The 22427-nt window shown below is 60.3% G+C and carries 20 protein-coding genes; 12 read left to right on the top strand and 8 right to left on the bottom strand.

Annotation, left to right across the window (positions count from 1 at the left end):
* Window positions 1–118: 118 nt before the first annotated feature.
* The 4 genes from C2E19_RS12425 to C2E19_RS12405 all read left to right on the top strand — a co-directional run bounded on the left by C2E19_RS12425 (window position 119) and on the right by C2E19_RS12405 (window position 3466).
* Window positions 119–832, top strand: a complete 714-nt coding sequence (locus tag C2E19_RS12425; RefSeq protein ID WP_129392397.1) for a murein L,D-transpeptidase catalytic domain family protein — start codon at window positions 119–121, stop codon at window positions 830–832.
* A 250-nt stretch (window positions 833–1082) separates the two neighbouring features.
* Window positions 1083–1340, top strand: coding sequence for a DUF2790 domain-containing protein (locus C2E19_RS12415; RefSeq protein ID WP_129392394.1), 258 nt, complete (start codon window positions 1083–1085; stop codon window positions 1338–1340).
* A 9-nt stretch (window positions 1341–1349) separates the two neighbouring features.
* The gene (locus C2E19_RS12410; RefSeq protein WP_129392391.1) at window positions 1350–2021 is read left to right on the top strand and encodes a heavy metal response regulator transcription factor; all 672 of its coding nucleotides are present in this window, start codon (window positions 1350–1352) and stop codon (window positions 2019–2021) included.
* Window positions 2018–3466 carry a heavy metal sensor histidine kinase gene (locus tag C2E19_RS12405; RefSeq protein ID WP_129392388.1) on the top strand — a complete coding sequence of 483 codons (1449 nt, stop codon included), beginning with the start codon at window positions 2018–2020 and terminating at the stop codon, window positions 3464–3466. The genes C2E19_RS12410 and C2E19_RS12405 overlap by 4 nt, the downstream gene beginning before the upstream one ends.
* A gap of 1422 nt (window positions 3467–4888) precedes the next feature.
* On the opposite strand, the gene C2E19_RS12400 is transcribed toward C2E19_RS12405, so the two are convergent.
* Window positions 4889–6301: an MFS transporter gene (locus C2E19_RS12400; protein WP_129392385.1), complete on the bottom strand. Its 1413-nt coding sequence runs from the start codon at window positions 6299–6301 to the stop codon at window positions 4889–4891.
* Window positions 6302–6404: 103 nt separating this feature from the next.
* On the opposite strand from C2E19_RS12400, the gene C2E19_RS12395 reads away from it, so the two are divergent.
* Complete coding sequence (locus C2E19_RS12395; protein WP_129392382.1) at window positions 6405–7292, top strand: LysR family transcriptional regulator; 888 nt, start codon at window positions 6405–6407, stop codon at window positions 7290–7292.
* On the opposite strand, the gene C2E19_RS12390 is transcribed toward C2E19_RS12395, so the two are convergent.
* On the bottom strand, window positions 7289–7909 hold the full coding sequence (locus C2E19_RS12390) for a cell wall hydrolase (RefSeq protein WP_129392379.1): 621 nt from the start codon (window positions 7907–7909) through the stop codon (window positions 7289–7291). The two genes, C2E19_RS12395 and C2E19_RS12390, sit on opposite strands and share 4 nt — an antisense overlap.
* A gap of 209 nt (window positions 7910–8118) precedes the next feature.
* Between C2E19_RS12390 and C2E19_RS12385 the strand changes: the two genes are divergently transcribed.
* The gene (locus C2E19_RS12385) at window positions 8119–8961 is read left to right on the top strand and encodes a CAP domain-containing protein (protein WP_372238479.1); all 843 of its coding nucleotides are present in this window, start codon (window positions 8119–8121) and stop codon (window positions 8959–8961) included.
* A 302-nt stretch (window positions 8962–9263) separates the two neighbouring features.
* Here C2E19_RS12385 and C2E19_RS12375 read toward each other — a convergent pair whose 3' ends face one another.
* Window positions 9264–9722: a transposase gene (locus C2E19_RS12375; RefSeq protein ID WP_129392369.1), complete on the bottom strand. Its 459-nt coding sequence runs from the start codon at window positions 9720–9722 to the stop codon at window positions 9264–9266.
* A gap of 215 nt (window positions 9723–9937) precedes the next feature.
* Window positions 9938–10234, bottom strand: a complete 297-nt coding sequence (locus tag C2E19_RS28975; RefSeq protein ID WP_164979425.1) for a hypothetical protein — start codon at window positions 10232–10234, stop codon at window positions 9938–9940.
* 53 nt (window positions 10235–10287) lie between these two features.
* On the opposite strand from C2E19_RS28975, the gene moaA reads away from it, so the two are divergent.
* Together moaA and C2E19_RS12360 are read left to right on the top strand one after the other, a co-directional pair.
* Window positions 10288–11286, top strand: coding sequence for a GTP 3',8-cyclase MoaA (moaA, locus tag C2E19_RS12365; RefSeq protein WP_129392363.1), 999 nt, complete (start codon window positions 10288–10290; stop codon window positions 11284–11286).
* A 35-nt stretch (window positions 11287–11321) separates the two neighbouring features.
* Window positions 11322–12218 (top strand): bestrophin family protein, encoded by an 897-nt coding sequence (locus tag C2E19_RS12360; protein WP_129392360.1) that lies wholly within the window; start codon window positions 11322–11324, stop codon window positions 12216–12218.
* Window positions 12219–12626: 408 nt separating this feature from the next.
* On the opposite strand, the gene glp is transcribed toward C2E19_RS12360, so the two are convergent.
* A complete protein-coding gene (gene glp, locus C2E19_RS12345; RefSeq protein WP_129392357.1) occupies window positions 12627–13832 on the bottom strand; it encodes a gephyrin-like molybdotransferase Glp in 1206 nt (401 codons plus the stop codon).
* Window positions 13829–14368, bottom strand: a complete 540-nt coding sequence (moaB, locus tag C2E19_RS12340) for a molybdenum cofactor biosynthesis protein B (protein ID WP_129392354.1) — start codon at window positions 14366–14368, stop codon at window positions 13829–13831. The genes glp and moaB overlap by 4 nt, the downstream gene beginning before the upstream one ends.
* Window positions 14369–14655: 287 nt before the next feature.
* Between moaB and C2E19_RS12335 the strand changes: the two genes are divergently transcribed.
* The 3 genes from C2E19_RS12335 to C2E19_RS12325 all read left to right on the top strand — a co-directional run bounded on the left by C2E19_RS12335 (window position 14656) and on the right by C2E19_RS12325 (window position 19245).
* Entirely contained in the window at window positions 14656–15555 is a 900-nt protein-coding gene (locus C2E19_RS12335; protein ID WP_129392351.1) for a LysR family transcriptional regulator, read from the top strand.
* Window positions 15556–16448: 893 nt separating this feature from the next.
* Window positions 16449–17813 carry a glutamine synthetase family protein gene (locus tag C2E19_RS12330; RefSeq protein WP_129392348.1) on the top strand — a complete coding sequence of 455 codons (1365 nt, stop codon included), beginning with the start codon at window positions 16449–16451 and terminating at the stop codon, window positions 17811–17813.
* Between the two features lie 148 nt (window positions 17814–17961).
* Window positions 17962–19245, top strand: coding sequence for an FAD-binding oxidoreductase (locus tag C2E19_RS12325; RefSeq protein ID WP_129392345.1), 1284 nt, complete (start codon window positions 17962–17964; stop codon window positions 19243–19245).
* Between the two features lie 165 nt (window positions 19246–19410).
* Here C2E19_RS12325 and C2E19_RS12320 read toward each other — a convergent pair whose 3' ends face one another.
* Both C2E19_RS12320 and C2E19_RS12315 read right to left on the bottom strand, forming a co-directional pair.
* Window positions 19411–20196, bottom strand: a complete 786-nt coding sequence (locus C2E19_RS12320; protein ID WP_129392342.1) for a DeoR/GlpR family DNA-binding transcription regulator — start codon at window positions 20194–20196, stop codon at window positions 19411–19413.
* 257 nt (window positions 20197–20453) lie between these two features.
* Window positions 20454–21347 carry a LysR family transcriptional regulator gene (locus C2E19_RS12315; protein ID WP_164979424.1) on the bottom strand — a complete coding sequence of 298 codons (894 nt, stop codon included), beginning with the start codon at window positions 21345–21347 and terminating at the stop codon, window positions 20454–20456.
* Window positions 21348–21432: 85 nt separating this feature from the next.
* On the opposite strand from C2E19_RS12315, the gene C2E19_RS12310 reads away from it, so the two are divergent.
* Window positions 21433–22209 carry an NAD(P)H-dependent oxidoreductase gene (locus C2E19_RS12310; RefSeq protein WP_129392336.1) on the top strand — a complete coding sequence of 259 codons (777 nt, stop codon included), beginning with the start codon at window positions 21433–21435 and terminating at the stop codon, window positions 22207–22209.
* Window positions 22210–22427: the final 218 nt, after the last annotated feature.

Below are 22427 nucleotides of genomic sequence, written 5' to 3'. Positions count from 1 at the left end.
GACGGTCAACCTTACATCAGGTGCGCTGAACAGTCAGGCTCGATCAACGGGCTTGCCGGTAACGACTGGGAGTCAGGAGCCAAGTGCCAAACAAGTAGCAAGTGAGGACACTTTATAAATGTTGACGTTTTTGCGCCGACTTCTGCTGACCACCGCGACCCTCGTCGCCGTGACCAGTCCAGCATTTGCCGCCGGCAAGCCATCGCCGGTTCTCTACAACAGCCTCGCGCACGCCGCGCCAGAACTCAATCCCCAGGCGCTGAAAGGTGCTCTGAACGCCATGCAATGTGCGGTCAACAACGGTGCAAAACCGTCGCGCCACCTGGCAATCATCGATTACTCGCAACCGTCGACCGAGCGCCGCTTGTGGATTTTCGACCTGAGCAAACAGAAGTTGGTTCTACGCGATCTGGTCGCCCACGGTTCCAACTCCGGGGAAAACTTCGCCACGCAGTTTTCCAACCGTGAGGGCAGTTACCAGTCCAGCCTCGGCCTGTTCCGCACCCAGGAAAGCTACGAAGGCACCCACGGTTATTCGTTGCGCATGGACGGTCTTGAGCCGGGCTTCAACGACATGGCCCGCGACCGCGCCATCGTCATCCACGCCGCCAGTTACGTGAACCCGTTGTGGAGCAAGCGTCAGGGCCGCATCGGTCGCAGCCAGGGCTGCCCGGCGGTACGACCGCAGATTGCCAGGCAAGTGATCGACCGCCTGAAGAATGGCCAGTTCATGTTCTCGTGGTACCCCGATCAACGCTGGCTGAAGTCCTCGCCGTACCTCAATTGCCAGCCGCAACAGGTGGCGAGCATCCTCAATACCCACGCCAGTTAACCCGCATTACCTGCCCCCCGGTAAATGCCGGGACTGAAACCCAACCTGTAGGAGCTGCCGAAGGCTGCGATCTTTTGATCTTGTTTTTTACACGCAAGATCAACAGATCGCAGCCTTCGGCAGCTCCTACAGGGGGTGGTTTTGATTACAGTTTTGTCATTCAGCTGTCGGTTTGCCGTGCGGATCGCTCGGTAGCCTGATGTTGTCCCGGCGCCAATGCCGATCAACTCCGACCACTGAGTGACTGATCATGAAAACCCTTCTGCTCGCCATCACCGCCCTCCTCGCCACCGGTTCTGCGTTCGCTGCGAACATGCCCGACACCGCCGTGATTCATGACAAGAGTGGCTTCTACGTCAATCTGGATGTCGACAAAGTCCTCGCAAGCACCGATATTTCACAGGCGTGCGGCGTGGTGCCGGCGCAGTTGAATTACCTCGACCATCAGGGTCGCGAGCATGTGCTGAACTATGAAGTACAGGGCAGCGGCTGCATCAATGACCATTGAGGCTGATCGATGAATATTCTGGTTGTCGAAGACGAACCCAAAGCGGGCAATTACCTGCTCAACGGTTTGCAGGAACTGGGCTACAGCGTCAGCCTCGCGCGCAATGGCGCCGACGGTCTGCACCTGGCGCTGGAGCACAGCTTCGACGTGATCGTGCTGGATGTGATGATGCCGAAAATGGATGGCTGGGAAGTGCTGCGCCGGCTGCGCAAGGAAGCCGACACGCCGGTGCTGTTCCTCACCGCTCGCGATGACATCGCCGACCGCGTCAAAGGCCTGGAGCTGGGCGCCGACGACTACCTGATCAAACCGTTTTCCTTCGCTGAACTGGTCGCCCGTTTGCGCACCCTGACCCGGCGCGGGCCGATTCATGAAGACGAACAATTGCAAGTCGCCGACCTGCAGATCGACGTGCTCAAACGCCGTGTCACGCGCGCCGGGGTGCGCATCGCCCTGACCAACAAGGAGTTTGCGCTGTTGCAATTGTTCGCCACGCACACCGGTCAAGTGCTGGCGCGCTCGTTGATTGCCTCACGGGTATGGGACATGAATTTCGACAGCGACACCAACGTGGTCGATGTCGCCGTGCGCCGTTTGCGGGCGAAGGTCGACGACCCGTTCCAGCTCAAGTTGATCCACAGCGTGCGCGGTATCGGCTACCGCTTCGACACGCAAGCATGAGCACCAATCGCCCATATTCGCTGACCTTGCGCCTGGCGCTGGTGTTCGCTCTGCTCGCTTTCGGATCGCTGGCCGGCCTCGGCGCGGCACTGTACAGCGAGCTGGAAGAGCAACTGATTCGGCGCGATGACATTTCGCTGGTCAGCCGCGTCGATCAATTGCGCACGTTCCTCAACGACAGCAACACCCTTGAGCTGATCAAGAACAAACCGGCGCTGTTCCAGAACATGCTCGGCAACCGCGAAGCGCTGCTGACCATCGGCGCACCGGGGCAACCGCCGTTGCTGGTGGTCAACCCGGGCAATCTGGCCACGCCGACGTTGCCGGCGGTGCCCATCGATCAGGCGATGACGCTCAAAGACGTGCAGCATCTGCCGAGTGTCGCCGGCGTGCCGTTTTCGGCGGTGGCGGCGCGGATCGATTCCGGCGAACTGGGCAATCTGCAAGTCACCACCGGGCGCCTGATGAGCGAGCGCACGGCGATGCTCGCCAATTACCGCTTGAGTGTTTATGGCCTCGCGTCATTGGCGGCGCTGGTGTTGGCGCTGATCGGTTGCCTGTTGGTGTATCGGGGTTTGCTGCCGTTGCGACGCTTGGCCAGACATGCGCATGGCATCGGTGTCGGCAACCTCGGCGAGCGCCTCGACAGCCACGGCGCACCGCGCGAATTACTGCCGATGATCGAGGCGTTCAACGCCATGCTCGATCGCCTCGCCAAAGGCTTTGCGCAGTTGAGCCAGGTCTCGACCGACATGGCCCATGAGCTGCGTACGCCGATCAATAATCTGCTCGGCGAAACTCAGGTCGCGCTGCATCAGAACCGCAGCATCGAGGCCTACCAGCAGTTGCTCGCCTCCAACGTCGAAGAATTGGAACGGCTGACGCGGATGCTCGACAACATGCTGTTTCTGGCGCGCACCGATCCGGCCAGTGCCCTGAGCCAGCGTCAGGAGCTGGACGCGGCGGATGAGATGCAGCGCATCGCCGATTACTTTGAAGGCCTGGCGGCGGATGTCGGCGTGTGCATCGAGGCTCGTGGCAGCGGCGTGATTTGGGCCGAACCAATGCTGTTGCGGCGGGCGCTGGCCAATCTGTGCGCGAATGCGATCAAGTACGGCGCGGCGGATTCGACGGTGCAGGTGGAAGCGATTGCCGAAGTGGATGGCAGTTATCTGCGGGTGCGCAATCAGGGCGCTACGATTGCACCTGAGCATCTGGCGCGACTGTTCGAGCGCTTCTACCGCGTTGACCAGTCCCGCGAACGCTCGGCGCAATCCAACGGTCTGGGCCTGTCGATCGTCGCGACCATCATGCAACTGCATCAGGGCCGGTACAGTGCAAGCAGCGCGGATGGCGAGACCTGCTTCGAACTGTTCTTCCCCGCCCGCCAAGCATCGTCATTGACTGTGAAACCGCCATCGCTGGCAAGCCAGCTCCCACAATGATTGATGCTGAGCCTAAATCTTTGGCCAGCTCAAACCCCTGTGGGAGCGGGGGCTTGCTCGCGAAAGCGCAGTGTCAGTCACCAGCGATGCTGGCTTTGCCGGCCTCTTCGCGAGCAGGCTCGCTCCTACAGTTGAACGGCGCTCGGCTGAAAATCCGCTGAACAACTCGATCCCTTGTGGGAGCGGGCTTGCTCGCGAAAGCGCAGTGTCAGTCACCAGAGATGCTGGCTTTGCCGGCCTCTTCGCGAGCAGGCTCGCTCCTACAGTTGAACCGTGCTCGGCTGGAAATTCGCTGATCAACTCGGTCCCCTGTGGGAGCTAGCCTGCTAGCGAAAGCGCAGTGTCAGTCACCAGCGATGCTGGCTTTGCCGGCCTCTTCGCGAGCAGGCTCGCTCCTACAGTTGAACCGTGCTCGGCTGAAAATCCGCTGAACAACTCGATCCCTTGTGGGAGCGGGCTTGCTAGCGAAAGCGCAGTTTCAGTCACCAGCGATGCTGGCTTTGCCGGCCTCTTCGCGAGCAGGCTCGCTCCTACAGTTGAACCGTGCTCGGCTGAAAATTCGCTGAACAACTCGGTCCCTTGTGGGAGCGGGCTTGCTCGCGAAAGCGCAGTTTCAGTCACCAGCGATTCTGGCTTTGCCGGCCTCTTCGCGAGCAGGCTCGCTCCTACAGTTGAACGGCGCTCGGCTGAAAATTCGCTGAACAACTTGGTCCCCTGTGGGAGCTAGCCTGCTCGCGAAAGCGCAGTGTCAGTCACCAGCGATGCTGGCTTTGCCGGCCTCTTCGCGAGCAGGCTCGCTCCTACAGTTGAACCGTGCTCGCTGAAAATTCGCTGAACAACTCGGTCCCCTGTGGGAGCTAGCCTGCTAGCGAAAGCGCAGTGTCAGTCACCAGAGATGCTGGCTTTGCCGGCCTCTTCGCGAGCAGGCTCGCTCCTACAGTTGAACCGTGCCCGGCTGAAAACTCGCTGATCAACTCGGTCCCCTGTGGGAGCTAGCCTGCTAGCGAAAGCGCAGTGTCAGTCACCAGCGATGCTGGCTTTGCCGGCCTCTTCGCGAGCAGGCTCGCTCCTACAGTTGAACCGTGCTCGGCTGAAAACTCGCTGATCAACTCGATCCCCTGTGGGAGCGGGCTTGCTCGCGAAAACGGAGTGTCAGTCACCAGCGATGCTGGCTTTGCCGGCCTCTTCGCGAGCAGGCTCGCTCCTACAGTTGAACCGTGCTCGGCTGGAAATTCGCTGATCAACTCGGTCCCCTGTGGGAGCTAGCCTGCTAGCGAAAGCGCAGTGTCAGTCACCAGCGATGCTGGCTTTGCCGGCCTCTTCGCGAGCAGGCTCGCTCCTACAGTTGAACGGCGCTCGGCTGAAAATCCGCTGAACAACTTGGTCCCCTGTGGGAGCTAGCCTGCTAGCGAAAGCGCAGTGTCAGTCACCAGCGATGCTGGCTTTGCCGGCCTCTTCGCGAGCAGGCTCGCTCCTACAGTTGAACGGCGCTCGGCTGATGATCAACGCCATGAGCATCAACGCCACCGCGACGCCAAAGGTAATGTGCAAACCACTGGCGATGGCGCTTGCAGGCGCCTGCGTCGGATCCCCTGCCGCCAGCGCAAACACCGCGCCCATCACCGCCGCGCCGGTGATCAAGCCGAGGTTGCGCGCCAGCCCGAGCATCGCCGATACCACGCCACGCTGATCCTGACCGACGCCCGCCATCAACCCGGTGTTGTTGGCCGCCTGAAACAACGCATAACTGACAGCGACCAACGCGATCGACAACAAATACCCCGCCAGCCCCAGACTCATCGGCAGGAGCGCCAACAAACCGCAACCACAGGCCATCGCGAGCAACGCGCCCGGCACGATCCGCCGCGCACCGAAGCGATCCACCAGACGTCCGGCCGGCACCCCGCCAAACGCAGACAACAAAGGCCCGACCGACAACGCCAAACCAACCACGGCACTGCTCAGCCCCAACCCGCGACTGAGGTAAAACGGCCCGACCACCAGCGTGGTCATCATCACGGTCGTCACCAGCAAGGTCAGCGCCAGGCTGCTGCTCAATCGACGGTCGCTGAACAGCGCCAAGCGAATCAGCGGCGCCTTGGCCCTCTTCTCGACCACAAGGAACAACCCCGCGCCGCCCAGGCTGGCCAGCAGCAACGGCAGCGTGAAACCTTCAAGCGTCATCGCCAGCGCATAGGCCGCCAGCGTCAATACCAGCACCGCACTGCCAGGATAATCAAACGCGACACGCGGCCCCGTTGGCCGATCCGCCGGCAGATAGCGATACACCAACCACGCATTGAGCAAGCCCAATGGCACGTTGAGCAGAAAAATCGCCTGCCAGCCGACATGGGCCATCAACAGTCCACCCAGCGATGGCCCGAGGGTGGTGCCGGTGGCTGACATCGTCGCCAGCAAACCCATCGCGCTGCCCGCCCGCGCCTTGGGCACCGCATCGGCGACCAACGCCATCGTCAAGGCAAACATGATCGCCGCGCCGACGCCCTGCACCGCCCGTGCGCCGATCAGCCAGGCAAGTCCCGGGGCCAATGCGCAGGCCAACGAAGCGCTGGTGAAAATGCCGATCCCGGTCAACAACAAGCGACGCCGACCGAAGCCATCACCGAGACGCCCGACGCTGACAATCAATGTAGTGATCGCCAGCAGATAGGCGAGCACGATCCATTGCACTTGTTGAAACGTCGCATCGAACGCCGCCGCGAGGATCGGCAAGCCGGCGTTGGCGATGCTGGTGTCCAGTGACGGCATCAACATCGACAGGGCCAGACTGGTCAACGCCCATCGGGCAGGAGTGCTTAGAGATTCTCGAGGCATGGCGGGCTCGCAGTGCAAAGGTCAATCGCCATAGCCTGAGCCTCGACAACACACGGCGCAAGACGCATGCTTTGCACTCGACAACTGCATGGAACGCCATGTCATGAGCGCGCCTGACCTCAACCTGCTGATCACCCTCGACGTATTGCTGCGCGAAGGCAGCGTCGCCCGCGCCGCGAAATGCCTGCGGCTTAGCCCGTCGGCCATGAGCCGCGCCCTCGCCCGGCTGCGCGAAACCACCGGCGATCCGTTACTGGTGCGGGCCGGACGAGGCCTGGTGCCGACGCCGCGCGCACTGGAGTTGCGCGAACGGGTCAGTCATCTGGTGCAGGAGGCCGAGGCGGTTCTGCGGCCGGCCGAAGTGCTTGATCCGGGCCGATTGCAACGCACCTTCACCCTGCGCAACACCGACGGTTTTGTCGAAACCTTTGCCGCCGCCCTGCTCGCGCGCATCGGCAAAGAAGCGCCGGGGGCACGCCTGCGTTTTGTGCAAAAGGCCGACAAGGACAGCACGCCGCTGCGCGAAGGCCGTGTCGATCTGGAAACCGGCGTGGTCGACGACAGCACCGACCCGACGCTGCACAGCCGCATCCTGTTTCAGGATCAGTGGATCGGTGTGGTACGCGAGGGGCATCCGTTGAGCGCGGGAAAAATCACCAGCAAGCGCTTTGCCGGCGGCGAGCACATTCTCATTTCACGACGCGGCCGCAGCAGCGGCCCTGTGGACGAAGCGCTGCTCGCGCTCGGACTGACGCGAGACATCGTCACCTCATTTGGCGGTTTCTCGGCGGCGCTGACGCTGGTGCGTGAGTCAGACCTGATCGCGACCGTTCCGCAACGTCACACCAGCAAACTGCGCACCGGCCTGCACAGTTTTACTCTGCCATTCGAGATGCCGGACATCAGCGTGTCGATGCTCTGGCACCCGCGCATGGACGCTGATCCGGCGCATCGCTGGTTGCGCGAGTGTGTGCGGCAAGTCTGCGCCTAACGCGCGTCGCCACCGGCCGGTTTGTAGAAGAGGAATTTTTTCGTTTCGGCGGTCTTGGTGTATTCCTTCGCCCAGCTCGGATGAACGTTGCGGTCGTGGAAATACAGCGCGCCATGGGTGCGATCCGGGAGCTGCCGGTTCAAGGCCTTGCCGGCGATTTCCTTGGCCAGCGCGTACTCGGCGTCTTCCTTGACCTGATCGGGCTTGCCATCGCACCACCAGGAAAACTGGCAGCTCTTGGTTTCCGAACCCTGCTTGACCACCTCGCAAACGGTGCCGGGGAAACCGTCGTGGCCGAGGCGATTCATCACCACGTTGGCCACGGCTTCCATTTCCGGGGTGTCCTTGCCTTTGGCTTCCCAGTAGATACTCCGTGCCAGACAGGTGATCGGATCGTCCAGTGGTGCAGTGCCTGCCGGGTCGACTGCTTGCACTTCGGTGGGCGTGATGGCCTCGGATTTTGGTGCCGGGGCGGCACTGACTTTGTCCGCGGCTTTCTCTTCCAGCACCTGGGCTTTCTCTTCGGCCTTGGCTTTGACCGGGGCCTGATCGGTGGCCCAGGCTGCGCCTGCCAACAGGGTGAATACGAGACAACCCGCCCAGCCTTTCAATCCCATGTCGTTTCTTCCGGCAGCGCCCGCATCGGGCAAGGTGTTGCGTGGGTGAGACGCCCGGCTCCCGGGGTCTTCGCTGAGTGTAGACGGCAAACTGCCAGATAAAGTTGCGCAGAAAAAAACACTCGGATGAAGAAAAAGACATTGCACCCACCGGGGGCCTTTCGCGCATCATGGGTGCATTCAGCTCAAGGGAGATTTCCATGCGCTTCATGCCATTCGTTTTGCGTTGTGCCGCGTTGTCCGCAGGCGTGTTGTTGGCTATCCCGGCCATGGCCGGCGATGAGTCGCAACTGATCGAATCGATCAACAGCTATCGCAGCCAGCCGCAACGTTGCGGCACTCAGGCGTCGAATGAACTGCCACCGCTGTCGGCCGATCCCCGGCTGAGACTTCGCGCCACCGGTGCTGTCGATCTGCAGCAAGCCATGGCCAGCGCGAGCTATCCGATGGTCAATGTGCAGGCGATCACCCTTAACGGTCCGCGCGATGCGGCGTCGGCGATGCAGGCAATCAAGGAAAGCTTCTGTCAGGTGGTGCTTGATCCGCAGTTTGTCGATGTCGGTGTCAGCCGCGACGACCGTGACTGGCGCATCGTGTTGGCGCGACCGCTGCTGTCGGCCAGACTCGGTGATGGGCAAAGTGAAGGGCAAAAGCTGCTGAGTGAACTCAACGTCGCCCGCAGTCAGGCGCGTCAGTGCGGCGGTCAGGCATTTGCCGCTGCTGCACCACTGGCCTGGAATGCGACCCTGGGCACGATCTCCCAGGATCACAGCCGCGACATGGCCAACAACAATTATTTCGACCACAAGGACCGCGACGGCCGCACCCCGGGCGACCGCGCGGAGCTCGCCGGCTACAGCGGCCAACTGGTCGGCGAAAACATCGCCGCCGGGCAAGACACCGTGCACAAGGTCGTCGAAGGCTGGCTCGCCAGCCCCGGCCACTGCGCCAACCTGATGAACCCGCAATACAAGGAACTCGGCGCCGCCTACGCGACCGATCCGAAAAGCAGCGCCGGCATCTACTGGACCGCGATGTTCGGCGCGCAATAACTCAAATATCAACAGCACCACAGAACCAAAGTGGGAGTGGGCTTGCTCACGAAAGCCTCCGCACATTCAACATCGATTTCGCCTGACCTGACGCCTTCGCGAGCAAGCCCGCTCCCACAGTGGATTAGAGGTGAATGGAGGGTTTGGGCATTGCCGAAATCGAAAGTGGGAGTGGGCTTGCTCACGAAGGCGTCGGCACATTCAACAGCGATTTCGCCTGACCTGACGCCTTCGCGAGCAAGCCCGCTCCCACAGTGGATTAGAGGTGAATGGAGGATACCGAGCTGGGCCGAAATCAAGAGTCATACCCAGATTGCGTCCCACAATGGGTAATCACCCAGCTTTTCCACCAAGCCTGCCCGTAATGGGTTGGCAACGACATATCGGGCCAGTTTTACCAAGTCCTCCTCCTTACGCAGAGCATGGTCATGAAAGCTTTGTTGCCAGAGACTGCCTGTTCGACCGGTTGCCTTGTTGATTGACCGAGTACTCAAAGATTTCGCTTCGCACATCAGTTCGCCAAGTGTTCCTTTCTGCAGTTGGATCAACCAATGAAAGTGATCCGGCATAACTACCCAAGCCAACGTTTCGGCGAAGCCCTCCTCCTGTGCCCGTTTGAACTGCTGTACGACCAACCTGCCAAGTCTGTAATCCCTGAAAATCGGAACTCTTCCCATGGTGTTGGCAGTTAGAAGATAAATACGATTGCCTTCGCTAAATCGGCCGGCTCTGAGGCGATGGGATGAAAAGCGTCCGGGCATTCCTTTGCCTTGTTCATGATTGAGTTCAAGAAAAGGCTAGATCAGCACGGCGAAGATCGGAGCCATGTTTGATGGCAGGATGTGTCCCAGCACCGAATCCAATGTGGGAGTGGGCTTGCTCACGAAGGCGTCGGCACATTCAACAGCGATTTCGCCTGACCTGACGCTTTCGCGAGCAAGCCCGCTCCCACAGTGGAGTGCTGATGAGTGAAGGATTAGGACATTGCCGAAATCGAAAGTGGGAGTGGGCCTCTCACGAAAGCGTTGGCACATTCAACAGCGATTTCGCCTGACCTGACGCCTTCGCGAGCAAGCCCGCTCCCACAGTGGATTGCAGGTGAATGGAGGGTTTTGGCATTGCCGAAATCGAAAGTGGGAGTGGGCTTGCTCACGAAGGGGCCGGCATATTCACCATCGATTTCGATTTCGCTTTCGAGGCAAAGAATTTCATCATCGACGGGATCAATCAGCCGGTCATTAACAGTGATTGGACGGCTTTGAAAGTTGCTCATAACCTGCGCGGACCAAACTCTTTAAACAGAGGGTTTATACCTGCGAGGCTGTCATGTCAGAGCGTGTCTTGATCGATGGTTACAACCGCCGCGTCGATTATTTGCGCATGTCGGTGACCGACCGCTGCGACTTCCGCTGCGTCTACTGCATGGCCGAAGACATGCAATTCCTGCCACGGCAAAAAATCCTGACCCTGGAAGAGATTTATCAATTGGCGCAGAGCTTTGTCGCACTCGGGACGCGCAAAATTCGTCTGACCGGTGGCGAGCCGCTGATCCGCCCCGGCGTGGTCAAGCTCTGCGAGCAGATCGCCGCCCTGCCCGGCCTGCGTGAGCTGTGCATGACCACCAACGGCTCGCAGCTCGGCAAACTCGCTGCGCCGCTGTTCGATGCCGGGGTCAAACGCCTCAACGTCAGCCTCGACAGCCTCGATCCGCAGCGCTTCAAGCAAATGACCCGCACCGGCGATCTGGCGCAGGTGATCAACGGCATCGATGCCGCGCGCAAGGCCGGTTTCACCCGCACTAAACTCAATGTCGTGGTGATGCACGGCCGCAACGATCAGGAGATCAACGATCTGGTGCGGTTTGCGATTGACCGTCAACTCGACATTTCCTTCATCGAGGAAATGCCGCTGGGGATCATCAGAGAACACAGTCGCGCCGAGTCGTTTTTTTCCAGTGCGCAGGTGCGCGAAAAGATCGCCGAGCGCTATACCTTGATTGACTCGGCGGAATCGACTCAAGGTCCGTCGCGCTACTGGCGGCTGGCCGAGGCGCCGGAGATTCGCCTGGGTTTTATCTCCCCGCACAGCCACAATTTTTGCGGCACCTGCAACCGCGTGCGGCTCACCGTCGAAGGGCGCCTGCTACTGTGTCTGGGTAACGAGCAATCGGTGGATTTGAAAGCCGTATTGCGCGCCCATCCGGGGCAACCGCAACGGCTGGAGAAAGCCATCATCGAGGCAATGAAACTCAAGCCGTATCGACATAATTTCGAAGTGAACGACGATGTCCAGGTCGTGCGGTTCATGAACATGACCGGCGGCTGATCCGCCATCTCCATGGGTTATCGGAACCGCACAGCATGATCATCAGGCCCAAGGTCAATCAGTTCGCCATTCTCTTCACCCTTAAGGGCTCGATCGCCAAACGCATCGCCCTGCGCACGCTGATGGTGACTCTGCTGGCTTCGGCCATCGTGCTGGTGGAAATCCTCCATCCGAGCAACTTCACCAAGGTCAACGCGACGCCGTTTACCTTGCTCGGTTTGTCGTTGTCGATCTTCATGAATTTTCGCAACAACGCCTGTTATGACCGCTGGTACGAGGCGCGCAAGGCGTGGGGCGAGGTGATCGTGCAGATTCGCTCGGTGATTCGCGAAACCCATGTGATTCGTGAGTCCGTTGCGCGCAAGCCGTTGTTGCTCAATCTGTGCGGTTTTGCCCATGCGCTGAACGCGCGTTTGCGCAAGGAGAGCGAGGCGGATGCGAGCAGCCAGTGGGTCACGCCCAAACCCGATCCGCAGACGCCGGACTACAGCGGACGGATCCTGCAAACGGTCGGCCAGCAGTGTTCCGATCTGCATCAAAACGGCGAGTTGAGCGAGTGGCGCTACATGCTGCTGGCCAACCATCTGACCAGCCTGACCCAAGCGCAAGCGGTGTGCGAACGGATCAAAACCACGCCGCTGCCGTTTCCATACACGCTGCTGTTGCACCGCACGATTTATCTGTTTTGCATCCTGCTGCCGTTCGCCATGGCCGAACCGCTGGGCTGGCTGACGCCGCTGTTTACGGCGATTGTCAGCTACACGTTTTTTGGCCTGGATGCGATTGCCGACGAACTGGAAGACCCCTTCGGCCGCGACGAAAACGACCTGCCGACCGATGCGCTGGTGCGCACCATCGAGCGCGACATCCTCGCCGAACTTGGCGCCGAAGTACCGCCGGCACTGAAGCCGGTGGACTATGTCCTGAGCTGATCCTTAGCTCTGCAAACACCTCAAAACCCTGTGGGAGCGAGCCTGCTCGCGAAAGGTCCCTGTCAGTCACTATCGATGTTGACTGACACGACGCCTTCGCGAGCAGGCTCGCTCCCACAGGGTTTGCGTACACCGCGGATGTTGATGACCACTACAAAACCAATGTGGGAGCGAGCCTGCTCGCGAAGAGGCCCTGTCAGTCACTATCGATGTTGAATGACACGACGCCTTCGCGAGCAGGCTCGCTCCCACAGGGTTTGCGTACACCGCGGATGTTGATGACCACTACAAAACCAATGTGGGAGCGAGCCTGCTCGCGAAGAGGCCCTGTCAGTCACTATCGATGTTGACTGACACGACGCCTTCGCGAGCAGGCTCGCTCCCACAGGTTTGATTTGTGTTGTCGGTTCAGAACAGTTCGTTGAAGGGAATAAAGCGCAGCGGGTCGCCGTGGTTGTGCGTGCTGTTTTCGGGGATTTCTACCAGGCCGTCGGCCCAGGTCGCGCCGAGCAGTACGCCGCAGCTTTGGTTTGGATAGAGCACCGCGTGGCCCGCTTCCAGCTTTACCCGCAGGTATTCACGACGACCGCCAGCCTTGTGCCAATCGAAACCTGCGTCGACCGTGAAGCTCAGCGGCATGACCTCTTCCACGCCCTGCACCCGCAGCAGATACGGTCGCGCCAACAAGCCGAAAGTCACCAGCGCCGACGTCGGATTGCCGGGTAAACCAATCACCGGCACCACGCCGAAATGGCCCACCGTCAGCGGCTTTCCGGGTTTGATCGCGAGTTTCCACAACAGCGGTTTGCCGCTGTCGCGCAGCACTTGTCCAAGGCAGTCGGCGTCGCCGGCAGACACACCGCCGGTGGTCAGAATCAGGTCGGCAGAGACTTGCAATTGTTCAAGCTTGAGCCGCGTCTGCGCCGGATGATCCGGCAGAATTCCGCCATCGATCACCGCACAACCCAGCTCACGCAACCAGTGCCCGAGCAATATGCGATTGCTGTTGTAGATGCTGCCAGGACGCAACGGCTGGCCCGGTTCGACCAGCTCATCGCCGGTCGACAACAACGCCACGCGCGGGCGCCGCACAACATGCAGTTGCGCCAGCCCCTGGCCCGCCGCCACCGCCAGTTCAAACGGGCCGAGGCGTTTACCGGCGCGCAGCAAAATATCGCCGACGCGGTTCTCCTGGCCTTGCGCACGAATGTTCTGGTCAAGCTTCAATGGCTGCAAAAACCGCACACGACCATCGTCCAGCACTTCGACGTTTTCCTGCATCTCCACACAATTGGCGCCCTGTGGTACAGGAGCCCCAGTGAAAATGCGCGCACAAGTTCCCGGCAATAACGCCTGCGGAGCGGCACCCGCGTAAACCCGTTGCGAGACAGTCAGCGGCTGCTGATCCAGATCAGCCAGGTTCAACGCATAACCGTCCATGGCGCTGTTCGGCCACGGCGGCAAATCGAGGGTCGCCACCAGATCACTGGCCAACACCCGGCCACGCGCGTCCTCCAGTGGCAGCACTTCGCTGTCTGCCAGCCGTTGTGCATCGGCCATGGCCAGTAACTGTTCGAGAGCATCCTCGACCGGCATCAATGGCGAACGGCTCATCCGCGCGGTCCGCAAGCTTGCACGGCTTTCAGGTGCGGGACGAAATTGCACGGGCGATGACGGTTGTCGAGTTGCTCGGCGAGGATGCCTTCCCATGCAGTACGGCAAGCACCGGTCGAACCCGGCAGGCAGCACACCAGCGTGCCGTTCGACAGCCCGGCCAACGCACGGCTTTGCACGGTAGAGGTGCCGATATCGAGAATCGAAATCGCGCGGAACAGCTCACCAAAACCATCGATTTTCTTGTCGAGCAAGCAAGCGACCGCTTCCGGCGTGCTGTCACGCCCGGTGAAGCCGGTACCGCCAGTGATCAGCACCACCTGAGTGCCCTCGTCGGCGATCCAGTTCGCCACCTGAGCGCGGATCTTGTACAGATCGTCCTTGAGCAGATTGCGCTCGCTCAGGGTGTGACCGGCTTCCAGCAAACGACTGACCAGCAACTGGCCTGACGTGTCGCTGGCATAGTCGCGGGTATCGCTGACGGTCAGTACGGCAATGTTCAGGGGGACAAACAGGGCATCCGCTTTGGCGCTCATGGCACTCTCCGGCAGTCATTGATCAGATTGCCGAGCAGCCTAAGTGCCACTTATGAGTACTGTCTAATCACTCTGGCCAACCACCCTATCGACCTGCTCTATCGGTCACTTCAATGGCGCTGCAAGCCGATCAAATCGGGGCTGATAGAGCTGATCGACAGGTTTTTAAGTACAACCGATTGGACGAACTGGCACCCAGATGAGATCGTCGCAGCCTGCACTTTCCGTGCGCTGTACCCATCTGCGTCAATACTCAATCAAAAACTCCCCATCGAGCAGGTGCCGTCGTGGACATCAAACAACTCAAGTTCCTGATCGCACTGGATGAAACCCGCCACTTCGGCCAGGCCGCTGCACGCTGCCATATCACCCAGCCGACCCTGTCGATGCGCCTGCGGAATCTGGAAGATGAACTGGATCTGGTGCTGGTCAATCGCGGTCAACGCTTCGAGGGTTTTACTCAGGCCGGCGAGCGCGTACTGGCCTGGGCACGCACGTTACTGGCGGCCCATGACGGTTTGTTCGCGGAAGCGGCGGCGTGTCGCGGGCAACTGGTCGGTAGCTTGCGCCTGGGTCTGGTGCCGCTGAGCAGCTTCAATCCGGTCAATTACATTCAGGGGTTGTCGGGGACTTATCCGGAGTTGAAGTTCAGTCTGTCTTCGCTCAGTTCCGACGAGATCATCGCCGGCCTGGGCAACAATCAACTCGACCTCGGCGTGTGTTACCTGGACCACGTCAACCCGAACTATTTCGAGTTTTTCGAGATCGGCGAAACCCGCGTCGGCCTGCTCTACGACAATCGGCATTTCCATTTCGAGGGCACGCAGATGAGCTGGGAAGACGCCGCCGAATTGCCATTGGGGATGATCACCACCGGCATGCATTACCGAAAATCCATCGACCTGAGCTTCCGCAGTCGCGGACTCAATCCGCAGCCGATTCTGGAAAGCGATTCGACGTACCAACTGTTGCAGGCGATTCACCAAGGCTTCTGCTGCGCGATCATGCCGCTGGACAGTGGCCTGGAAGAGCCGATCGAACACCTGTCGTTCATGCAGTTGCCGGACGCCAGCGTGCTCGCGCCGTTGGGGTTGGTGATGCGCAAGACCGAACCGCGATCGGCGATTGCCGAGAAGTGTTTTGCCGAGGCACGGAAGTTGTTTGGCGTTGAAGTGCCCGCCGAATAATTGATGCTGGATGTCAGAACGCCTTCGCGAGCAAGCCCGCTCCCACAGGCTTTTGTGCCCTCCAAAAACCCTGTAGGAGCTGCCGAAGGCTGCGATCTTTTGATCCGGCCTCCTAAAAAACAAGGTCAAAAGATCGCAGCCTTCGGCAGCTCGAACACACCCCTGTTGATTGAAACACCACCCGTGGCGAGGGGGCTTACCCCCGTTGGACTGCGCAGCAGGCCCAACTTTTTTGGGGCCGCTTCGCGTCTCAACGGAGGCAAGCCCCCTCACCACAAGACTCCTGCCACATCTTGCCTGCACTGGAGGTCACAAGCAGGTGTTCAAGATATTTCACATTGCTCGTTTACACGCCCGCGGATTCCCCCTTACTATCCAGAGCACACCGGTCGGCGAGTCAATCCCGCCACCGACGTTTTCCGCCAACGGAAACACGCGTTATGAGCACGTCACCACAACAACTAAAATCGTTGAACGTCTCCGCTGTGTGCATCCTCTGCCAAAGGGGCCGCGCATGAATCGTATCGTCAATCTCCCCATGGCCCTGCGCCGTTCCAAGCTGCGTCACTCCGCACGCCCGCCGGATATCGCCCTTTAAAACGCTAATGCCTGCCAGTCAGCGATCAATCTGACGGCGAGACCATTGTGGCGAGGGAGCTTGCTCCCGCTGTGGCGCGAAGCGGCCCTCGCCCTTGATCTGAAACGCCGGCGACTGCTGCGCAGTCCAGCGCGAGCAAGCTCTCTCGCCACAGGTTCAGAGTCAGTCCTGACAATCGGGCATTAGCGAAATACCTTTTCTTTTTGATATCCCTGCCAGGACACCCACGCCTGTTGCCGCGTTGTGTCCGGCCCGAATCTGCGCGCCTGTGCGGCGCCATCGTGAGTGATTGAACATGAAATTCGCAGCCATTGAAGACGCCCGCCTGTTCCTCGAACAGAACCCCGATATCGACATGATCGAGTTGTTCATCCTCGACGCCAACGGTGTGCCGCGCGGCAAGTTGCTGCACCGCGAAGAACTGCTTGCCGTCTACGAAAGCGGTCGCCCGTTGCCGAGCACCATCCTCGGTCTGACCGTGCAAGGTGAAGACGTCGAGAACTCCGGTCTGGTCTGGGACGTCGGCGATATCGACTGCCGCGCCTATCCGCTGGAAGGCAGTCTGGTGCGCCTGCCATGGCGGCAGATCCCGACTGCTGCCGTACAGGTCAGCATGCACCCGACCGAGGGCATGCCGGCGAGCATCGCCGACCCACGACACTTGCTGATCAAGGTCATCGACAGCCTCAAGGCCGAGGGTTATCACCCGATAATGGCCTGCGAGCTGGAGTTCTATCTGCTCGACGCCAAGCGCGATCACAACGGCCGACCGCAACCGGCGCTGGACGCCGACGGTGGGCGACCGCGACACACCCAGGTCTACGGTTTACGCGAGCTGGAACAGATCGAACCGTTCCTCGCCGACCTCTATGGCGCCTGCAAACTGCACGGCATTCCGGCGCGCACGGCGATCTCCGAATACGCGCCGGGCCAAGTGGAAATCACCCTCGAACACGGCGATGCACTGGCGGCGATGGATCAGGCCGTGCGCTACAAACGGCTGGTCAAAGCCGTGGCGCACAAGCACGGCATGCAAGCGACGTTCATGGCGAAACCGTTCGATGATCTGGCCGGCACCGGCATGCACATGCATGTCAGTCTGGCCGATGGTGAGGGACGTAATCTGTTCGCCTCGGAAGATCCGGCCGGCACCCCGCTGCTGCGCACGGCGATCGGCGGCATGCTCGCCTCCTTGCTCGATACGTTGTTGCTGTTCTGCCCGAACGCCAACTCCTATCGTCGCTTCCAGGCCAACAGCTACGCACCTTTGGCGCCGACCTGGGGCGTCGACAACCGCACCGTCAGCCTGCGCGTTCCGGGCGGGCCGGCCAATACCCGGCACATCGAACACCGCATCTGCGGCGCCGATGCCAACCCCTATCTGGCGGCAGCAGCGATTCTGGCCGGGATACATCGCGGCATTCGTGAAGACCTGGATCCAGGTGCACCGGTCGAGGGCAACGGCTACGCGCAAGCGAAGGAATTGCTGCCGACCGATTGGCTGACTTCACTGCAGGCGCTGGAAAAATCAGCATGGGCGCGGGATGCCTTGGGGCAGGAATTTCTTGGCGTGTATCTGGCGGTGAAACGCGCCGAGTACCGGCAGTTCATGGCTGAAGTGGGTGAGCAGGATTGGCGCTGGTATCTCACCGAAGCCTGAGATTCACATCTCCCCTGTGGGAGCGAGCCTGCTCGCGAAGGTGTCGTCACATTCAACATTTTGGCTGACTGACCCGCCGCTTTCGCGAGCAGGCTCGCTCCCACAGGGGATTGCACTCCGACTCCCGAATTCTGTGTGGACTTTTAACATGACCGAACGCTGCAATTCCTACTACACCGCCACCCTCAACCAGGACACCGATTACCCGACCCTGCAAGGCCGGCACAAGGTTGACGTGGTGATCATCGGCGGCGGTTTCACCGGCGTCGCCACCGCCGTCGAACTCGCCGAAAAAGGCCTGAAAGTCGCCATCGTCGAGAGCAACAAGATTGGCTGGGGCGCCACCGGCCGCAATGGCGGCCAAGTCACCGGCAGCCTTTCCGGCGACGGCGCCATGCGCAAACAGATGCGCGCGAAACTCGGTGACGACGTCGATGATTTCATCTGGCACCTGCGCTGGCGGGGGCATGAAATCATTCAGCAACGGGTGGAAAAATACGCCATCCAGTGCGACCTCAAACACGGTCATCTGCACGCGGCCTACAAGCCCGGCCACATGACCGATCTGCGCAGCGATTACGCAGAAGCCGTGCGTCGCGGGCTCAGCGACGAGGTCAGCCTGCTTGATCGCAGCCAAGTGCGCGACTTGCTGCAAAGCGACCTGTATCACGGCGCGATCAAAAACACCCGCAACATGCATCTGCACCCGCTCAACCTGTGCATCGGTGAGGCGCGAGCGGCAGAAAGCCTCGGCGCCCTGATCTTCGAAAACAGCGAAGTGCTGGAGATCATTCACGGGGATACACCTGGCGTGCGCACGGCTCACGGGCAGATCGACGCCAATCAGGTGATGCTCGCCGGCGACGTTTATCACAAGCTCGAACCCGGTCAGCTGAAAGGCAAGATCTTCCCGGCCATGGGCGGCATCGTCACCACCGCGCCGCTTGGCGATCTGGCCAGACAGATCAACCCCGAAGACCTCGCGGTCTACGACTGCCGCTTCGTCCTCGACTACTACCGCCTCACCGCCGATGGCCGCTTGCTGTTCGGTGGCGGCGCCAACTACAGCGGCAAGGATTCACGCGATATCGCCGCCGAACTGCGCCCGTGCATCGAGCAGACTTTCCCGGCACTCAAAGGCGTGCAGATCGACTACCAGTGGAGCTGCGCGATGGGCATCGTGATCAATCGCATCCCGCAGCTGGGCAAACTTTCCGATAACGTCTGGTACTGCCAGGGCTACTCCGGACACGGCATCGCCACCACGCACATCATGGGCGAAATCATGAGCCGAGCGATCACCGGGCAGATGGAGCAGTTCGATACGTTTGCCGCGTGTCAGCACATTCGCGTGCCGATGGGCGATTTGCTCGGCAACCCGTTGCTGGCCGCCGGGATGTGGTACTACCAGATGCTCGAACGCCTGCGCTGAAACAAATCCCCCTGTAGGAGATGCCGCAGGCTGCGATCTTTTGATCTTGTTTTTTAACGATCAGGAGCAAAAGATCGCAGCCTTCGGCAGCTCCTACAGGGTCTTTTGTTCACCGTGTGGGAGCGAGCCTGCTCGCGAAGAGGCACTCAAATCCAGCGCAAAACCTCAATCAATCAGCTGCTCGACCACAATCCCTAACCGCCGATAATCCTCGACACTCCCCGACGCCACATGTCGCTCGGTAATCAACGTATGCAACCGTGCGCACGGCCCCACCACAAACGGCTCCACCGCCCCGAGCTTGTCCGCCGTGGTCACCGCAATCACCCGCGTCGCGCCCTCCAGCATTGCCTGCTTCACCGGCACTTCATCAAAATGCAGCGAAGTAATCCCCACCTCCGGATGAATCGCACAGACGCCGGTAATCGCCAGATCCGCCTTAATCCCGGCAAGCAGTCGCAACGCCTCGTGCCCACCCGCCGCCATCGTTCGCGGATTCAACTGCCCACCTGCGAGAATCACCTTCACACCCTTGAATTCTGACAAAGCAATCGCCGTCATCGGCGCCGCCGTCACCGCAGTGATGCTGATATCTGCACGCAACGAGCGCGCGACCTGCAACGTGGTCGAGCCGGAATCGAACAGCACAATCTGCCCGTCCTCAATCTGCTTAGCCGCGAGCTGCGCCAGACGAATTTTCACTTCATCGGTCTCCTCCAGCCGCGTGAAGTAATCCTTGCCGGAGTCTTTCGGGCGCGGCAGCGCGCCGCCGTGCACGCGCTGCACCAGCCCGGCGTTGTCCAGTTCGGCGAGGTCGCGGCGGATGGTGTCTTCAGAAACAGCGAAGTGCTGGCTCAACTCGGACGCCATGACTTTGCCGTCACGTTCGAGGAGCAAAAGGATTTTCTGTCGGCGCAGAGAGGGCAGTTCAGCTAGGGAATGGTCGCGCATGTTTTTGCCTGTTTATGCTTGTAGTTGCAGGTTTTTTTGCGAGATTAGCCAAAGCCTCGGCCAAACACAAACCACGGGCTATCAATTCGTTCGATCATTGGAATCAACAAGGCGAATTTTTTCTTTGCGTTCAGCCTGTTCACAATGGCCGCACTTCTAAAAGGCTCAGGATGAACACCTCATGAATCTCAATTTCGCATTCGCCTGCATGATCGTCGTGTCGTTTGCGGTGGCACTGGGTCACGCCTGACAGCGCCTCAGACCGACGCCAACAGATGCTCGCGAAGCCATTTATGCGCCGGATCACGGTGCGAGCGTTCGCCCCAGAACATCGCCATCTCGTAGCCGGGCACTGGCAGTGGCGCATCGACCACTTGCAGCGCCGGATTGCCACGCACCAGCCGTGACGGCAGCATTGCCACCAGATCGGTGCTGGCCAGTACCGACATCGCCATCAGAAAGTGCGGCACCGACAACACCACTTTTCGCTGCAAACCGGCATCGGCCAGCACCTTGTCGGTCACCCCGAAAAAACCACCACCCTCGCGCGACACCAGCACATGTTCCAGTGCGCAGAATTGTTTGCGCGTGGGTGCAGACTGAAGCCCCGGGTGGCCAAGGCGACCCGCCAATACATAACGCTCAGTGAACAGCGGCCGTCGATGCAACTCCGGCGGCGCGTCTTCGCTGATGTGCAGCGCCAGATCGAATACGCCCTGCTCGGCCTGTTTGACCAACTGCGCAGGCAGCATGTCGATCACCGCCAGCCGCGTGCCCGGCGCCTGTTCGCGCAAGCTGCTCAGAGCCGGCAACACCACCGTTGATTCGCCGTAATCCGTCGCCGCGATTTTCCAGGTGTGCGTCGCCTGCGCAGGATCGAACGCACTGGCCGGCGCCACCGCCCTCTCCAACGCCTCCAATGCCTCGCGCAGCGGTTCACGCAGTTCATCGGCGCGCGCCGTCGGGCGCATCCCCCGTGGCCCGGGCAACAGCAGCGGATCGCCAAAGATGTCGCGCAACTTGGCCAGATGCACGCTCACCGACGGCTGCGACAGGTTCAGCCGCTGCGCCGCGCGGGTGACGTTGTGCTCCGACAGCAACACATCCAGCGTCAACAGCAGGTTGATATCCAGTCGTCTCAAATTATTCATGGCTATACCAGACATATCAGACATTCATTTCCAATATACCTGTTGAACGCCGATCCTGCAGTCACTCAGCTAACGGAGCTTCAACATGAAAGTGCTACTGGTTTACGCCCACCCGGAACCGACTTCCCTCAACGGCTCGCTGCGCGACTTCACCATCCAGCGTCTGCAAGCCGCCGGCCACACGGTGCAAGTCTCCGACCTCTACGCCATGAACTGGAAAGCTACGCTCGACGCCGACGACGCCCCGCAGCGCGATACGAACAAACCGTTCCACGCCTCCCTCGATTCGAAAGTCGCCTACGCCGAAGGCAGCCAGGCTGCCGACATCGCCCGCGAGCAGGAAAAACTGTTGTGGGCGGATGCGTTGATTCTGCAGTTTCCACTCTGGTGGTTCACCATGCCGGCGATCCTCAAAGGCTGGGTTGATCGCGTGTACGCCTACGGCTTTGCCTACGGCGTCGGTGAACACTCCGACAGCCGTTGGGGCGAGCGTTATGGCGAAGGGAAAATGAAAGGCAAACGGGCGATGTTGATGGTCACCACCGGCGGCTGGGATTCGCACTATGCGCCGCGCGGGATCAACGGGCCGATGGATGATCTGCTGTTTCCGATTCAGCACGGGATTTTGTATTACCCCGGTTTTGAAGTGGTGCCGCCGTTTGTGGTGTATCGGACCAGCCGGATGGATGCGACGCGGTATGCCGAGACTTGCGATGAGCTGGGGCGGCGGCTGGATGAGTTGTGGAGTGCGCGGCCGATCGGGTTTCGGCAGCAGAATGGTGGGGAGTATGAGATTCCTGCTTTGACCTTGAAGAGCGATATCGCGCCGGAAAGCGAAGGCTTCGACGCACACATCCGCTAGCGCCGCATTGACCATGTAGAGCAAAAGCCCCTCACCCTAACCCTCTCCCAGAGGGAGAGGGGACCGACCGAGTTGTTTTTTCGAGCTACGCCGACCTGGAATATCGAGCCGAACTCAAGTTTTGAACAGCCCACAATCGGCTCCCTTTCCCCCTCGCCCCTCTGGGGAGAGGGCTGGGGTGAGGGGGAGGGATCTAACTGACACACCGCAAGATGCAG

It is taken from the genome of Pseudomonas sp. DTU12.3, from assembly GCF_004124275.1.
Taxonomy (GTDB): domain Bacteria; phylum Pseudomonadota; class Gammaproteobacteria; order Pseudomonadales; family Pseudomonadaceae; genus Aquipseudomonas; species Aquipseudomonas helmanticensis.
Note: the sequence above shows the minus strand (reverse complement) of the source record. Positions and strands in the feature narration are given on the sequence as shown.

What these genes read in the sequence shown, in the direction of transcription:
- C2E19_RS12415 (WP_129392394.1), top strand. Translation starts at nt 1,083, where the DNA reads ATGAAAACCCTTCTGCTCGCCATCACCGCCCTCCTCGCCACCGGTTCT.
- moaA (WP_129392363.1), top strand. Translation starts at nt 10,288, where the DNA reads ATGTCAGAGCGTGTCTTGATCGATGGTTACAACCGCCGCGTCGATTAT.
- moaB (WP_129392354.1), bottom strand. Translation starts at nt 14,368, where the DNA reads ATGAGCGCCAAAGCGGATGCCCTGTTTGTCCCCCTGAACATTGCCGTA.
- C2E19_RS12385 (WP_372238479.1), top strand. Translation starts at nt 8,119, where the DNA reads ATGCCATTCGTTTTGCGTTGTGCCGCGTTGTCCGCAGGCGTGTTGTTG.
- C2E19_RS12320 (WP_129392342.1), bottom strand. Translation starts at nt 20,196, where the DNA reads ATGCGCGACCATTCCCTAGCTGAACTGCCCTCTCTGCGCCGACAGAAA.
- C2E19_RS12395 (WP_129392382.1), top strand. Translation starts at nt 6,405, where the DNA reads ATGAGCGCGCCTGACCTCAACCTGCTGATCACCCTCGACGTATTGCTG.
- C2E19_RS12325 (WP_129392345.1), top strand. Translation starts at nt 17,962, where the DNA reads ATGACCGAACGCTGCAATTCCTACTACACCGCCACCCTCAACCAGGAC.
- C2E19_RS12410 (WP_129392391.1), top strand. Translation starts at nt 1,350, where the DNA reads ATGAATATTCTGGTTGTCGAAGACGAACCCAAAGCGGGCAATTACCTG.
- C2E19_RS12360 (WP_129392360.1), top strand. Translation starts at nt 11,322, where the DNA reads ATGATCATCAGGCCCAAGGTCAATCAGTTCGCCATTCTCTTCACCCTT.
- C2E19_RS28975 (WP_164979425.1), bottom strand. Translation starts at nt 10,234, where the DNA reads ATGAGCAACTTTCAAAGCCGTCCAATCACTGTTAATGACCGGCTGATT.
- C2E19_RS12330 (WP_129392348.1), top strand. Translation starts at nt 16,449, where the DNA reads ATGAAATTCGCAGCCATTGAAGACGCCCGCCTGTTCCTCGAACAGAAC.
- C2E19_RS12310 (WP_129392336.1), top strand. Translation starts at nt 21,433, where the DNA reads ATGAAAGTGCTACTGGTTTACGCCCACCCGGAACCGACTTCCCTCAAC.
- C2E19_RS12400 (WP_129392385.1), bottom strand. Translation starts at nt 6,301, where the DNA reads ATGCCTCGAGAATCTCTAAGCACTCCTGCCCGATGGGCGTTGACCAGT.
- glp (WP_129392357.1), bottom strand. Translation starts at nt 13,832, where the DNA reads ATGAGCCGTTCGCCATTGATGCCGGTCGAGGATGCTCTCGAACAGTTA.
- C2E19_RS12390 (WP_129392379.1), bottom strand. Translation starts at nt 7,909, where the DNA reads ATGGGATTGAAAGGCTGGGCGGGTTGTCTCGTATTCACCCTGTTGGCA.
- C2E19_RS12315 (WP_164979424.1), bottom strand. Translation starts at nt 21,347, where the DNA reads ATGAATAATTTGAGACGACTGGATATCAACCTGCTGTTGACGCTGGAT.
- C2E19_RS12405 (WP_129392388.1), top strand. Translation starts at nt 2,018, where the DNA reads ATGAGCACCAATCGCCCATATTCGCTGACCTTGCGCCTGGCGCTGGTG.
- C2E19_RS12425 (WP_129392397.1), top strand. Translation starts at nt 119, where the DNA reads ATGTTGACGTTTTTGCGCCGACTTCTGCTGACCACCGCGACCCTCGTC.
- C2E19_RS12375 (WP_129392369.1), bottom strand. Translation starts at nt 9,722, where the DNA reads ATGCCCGGACGCTTTTCATCCCATCGCCTCAGAGCCGGCCGATTTAGC.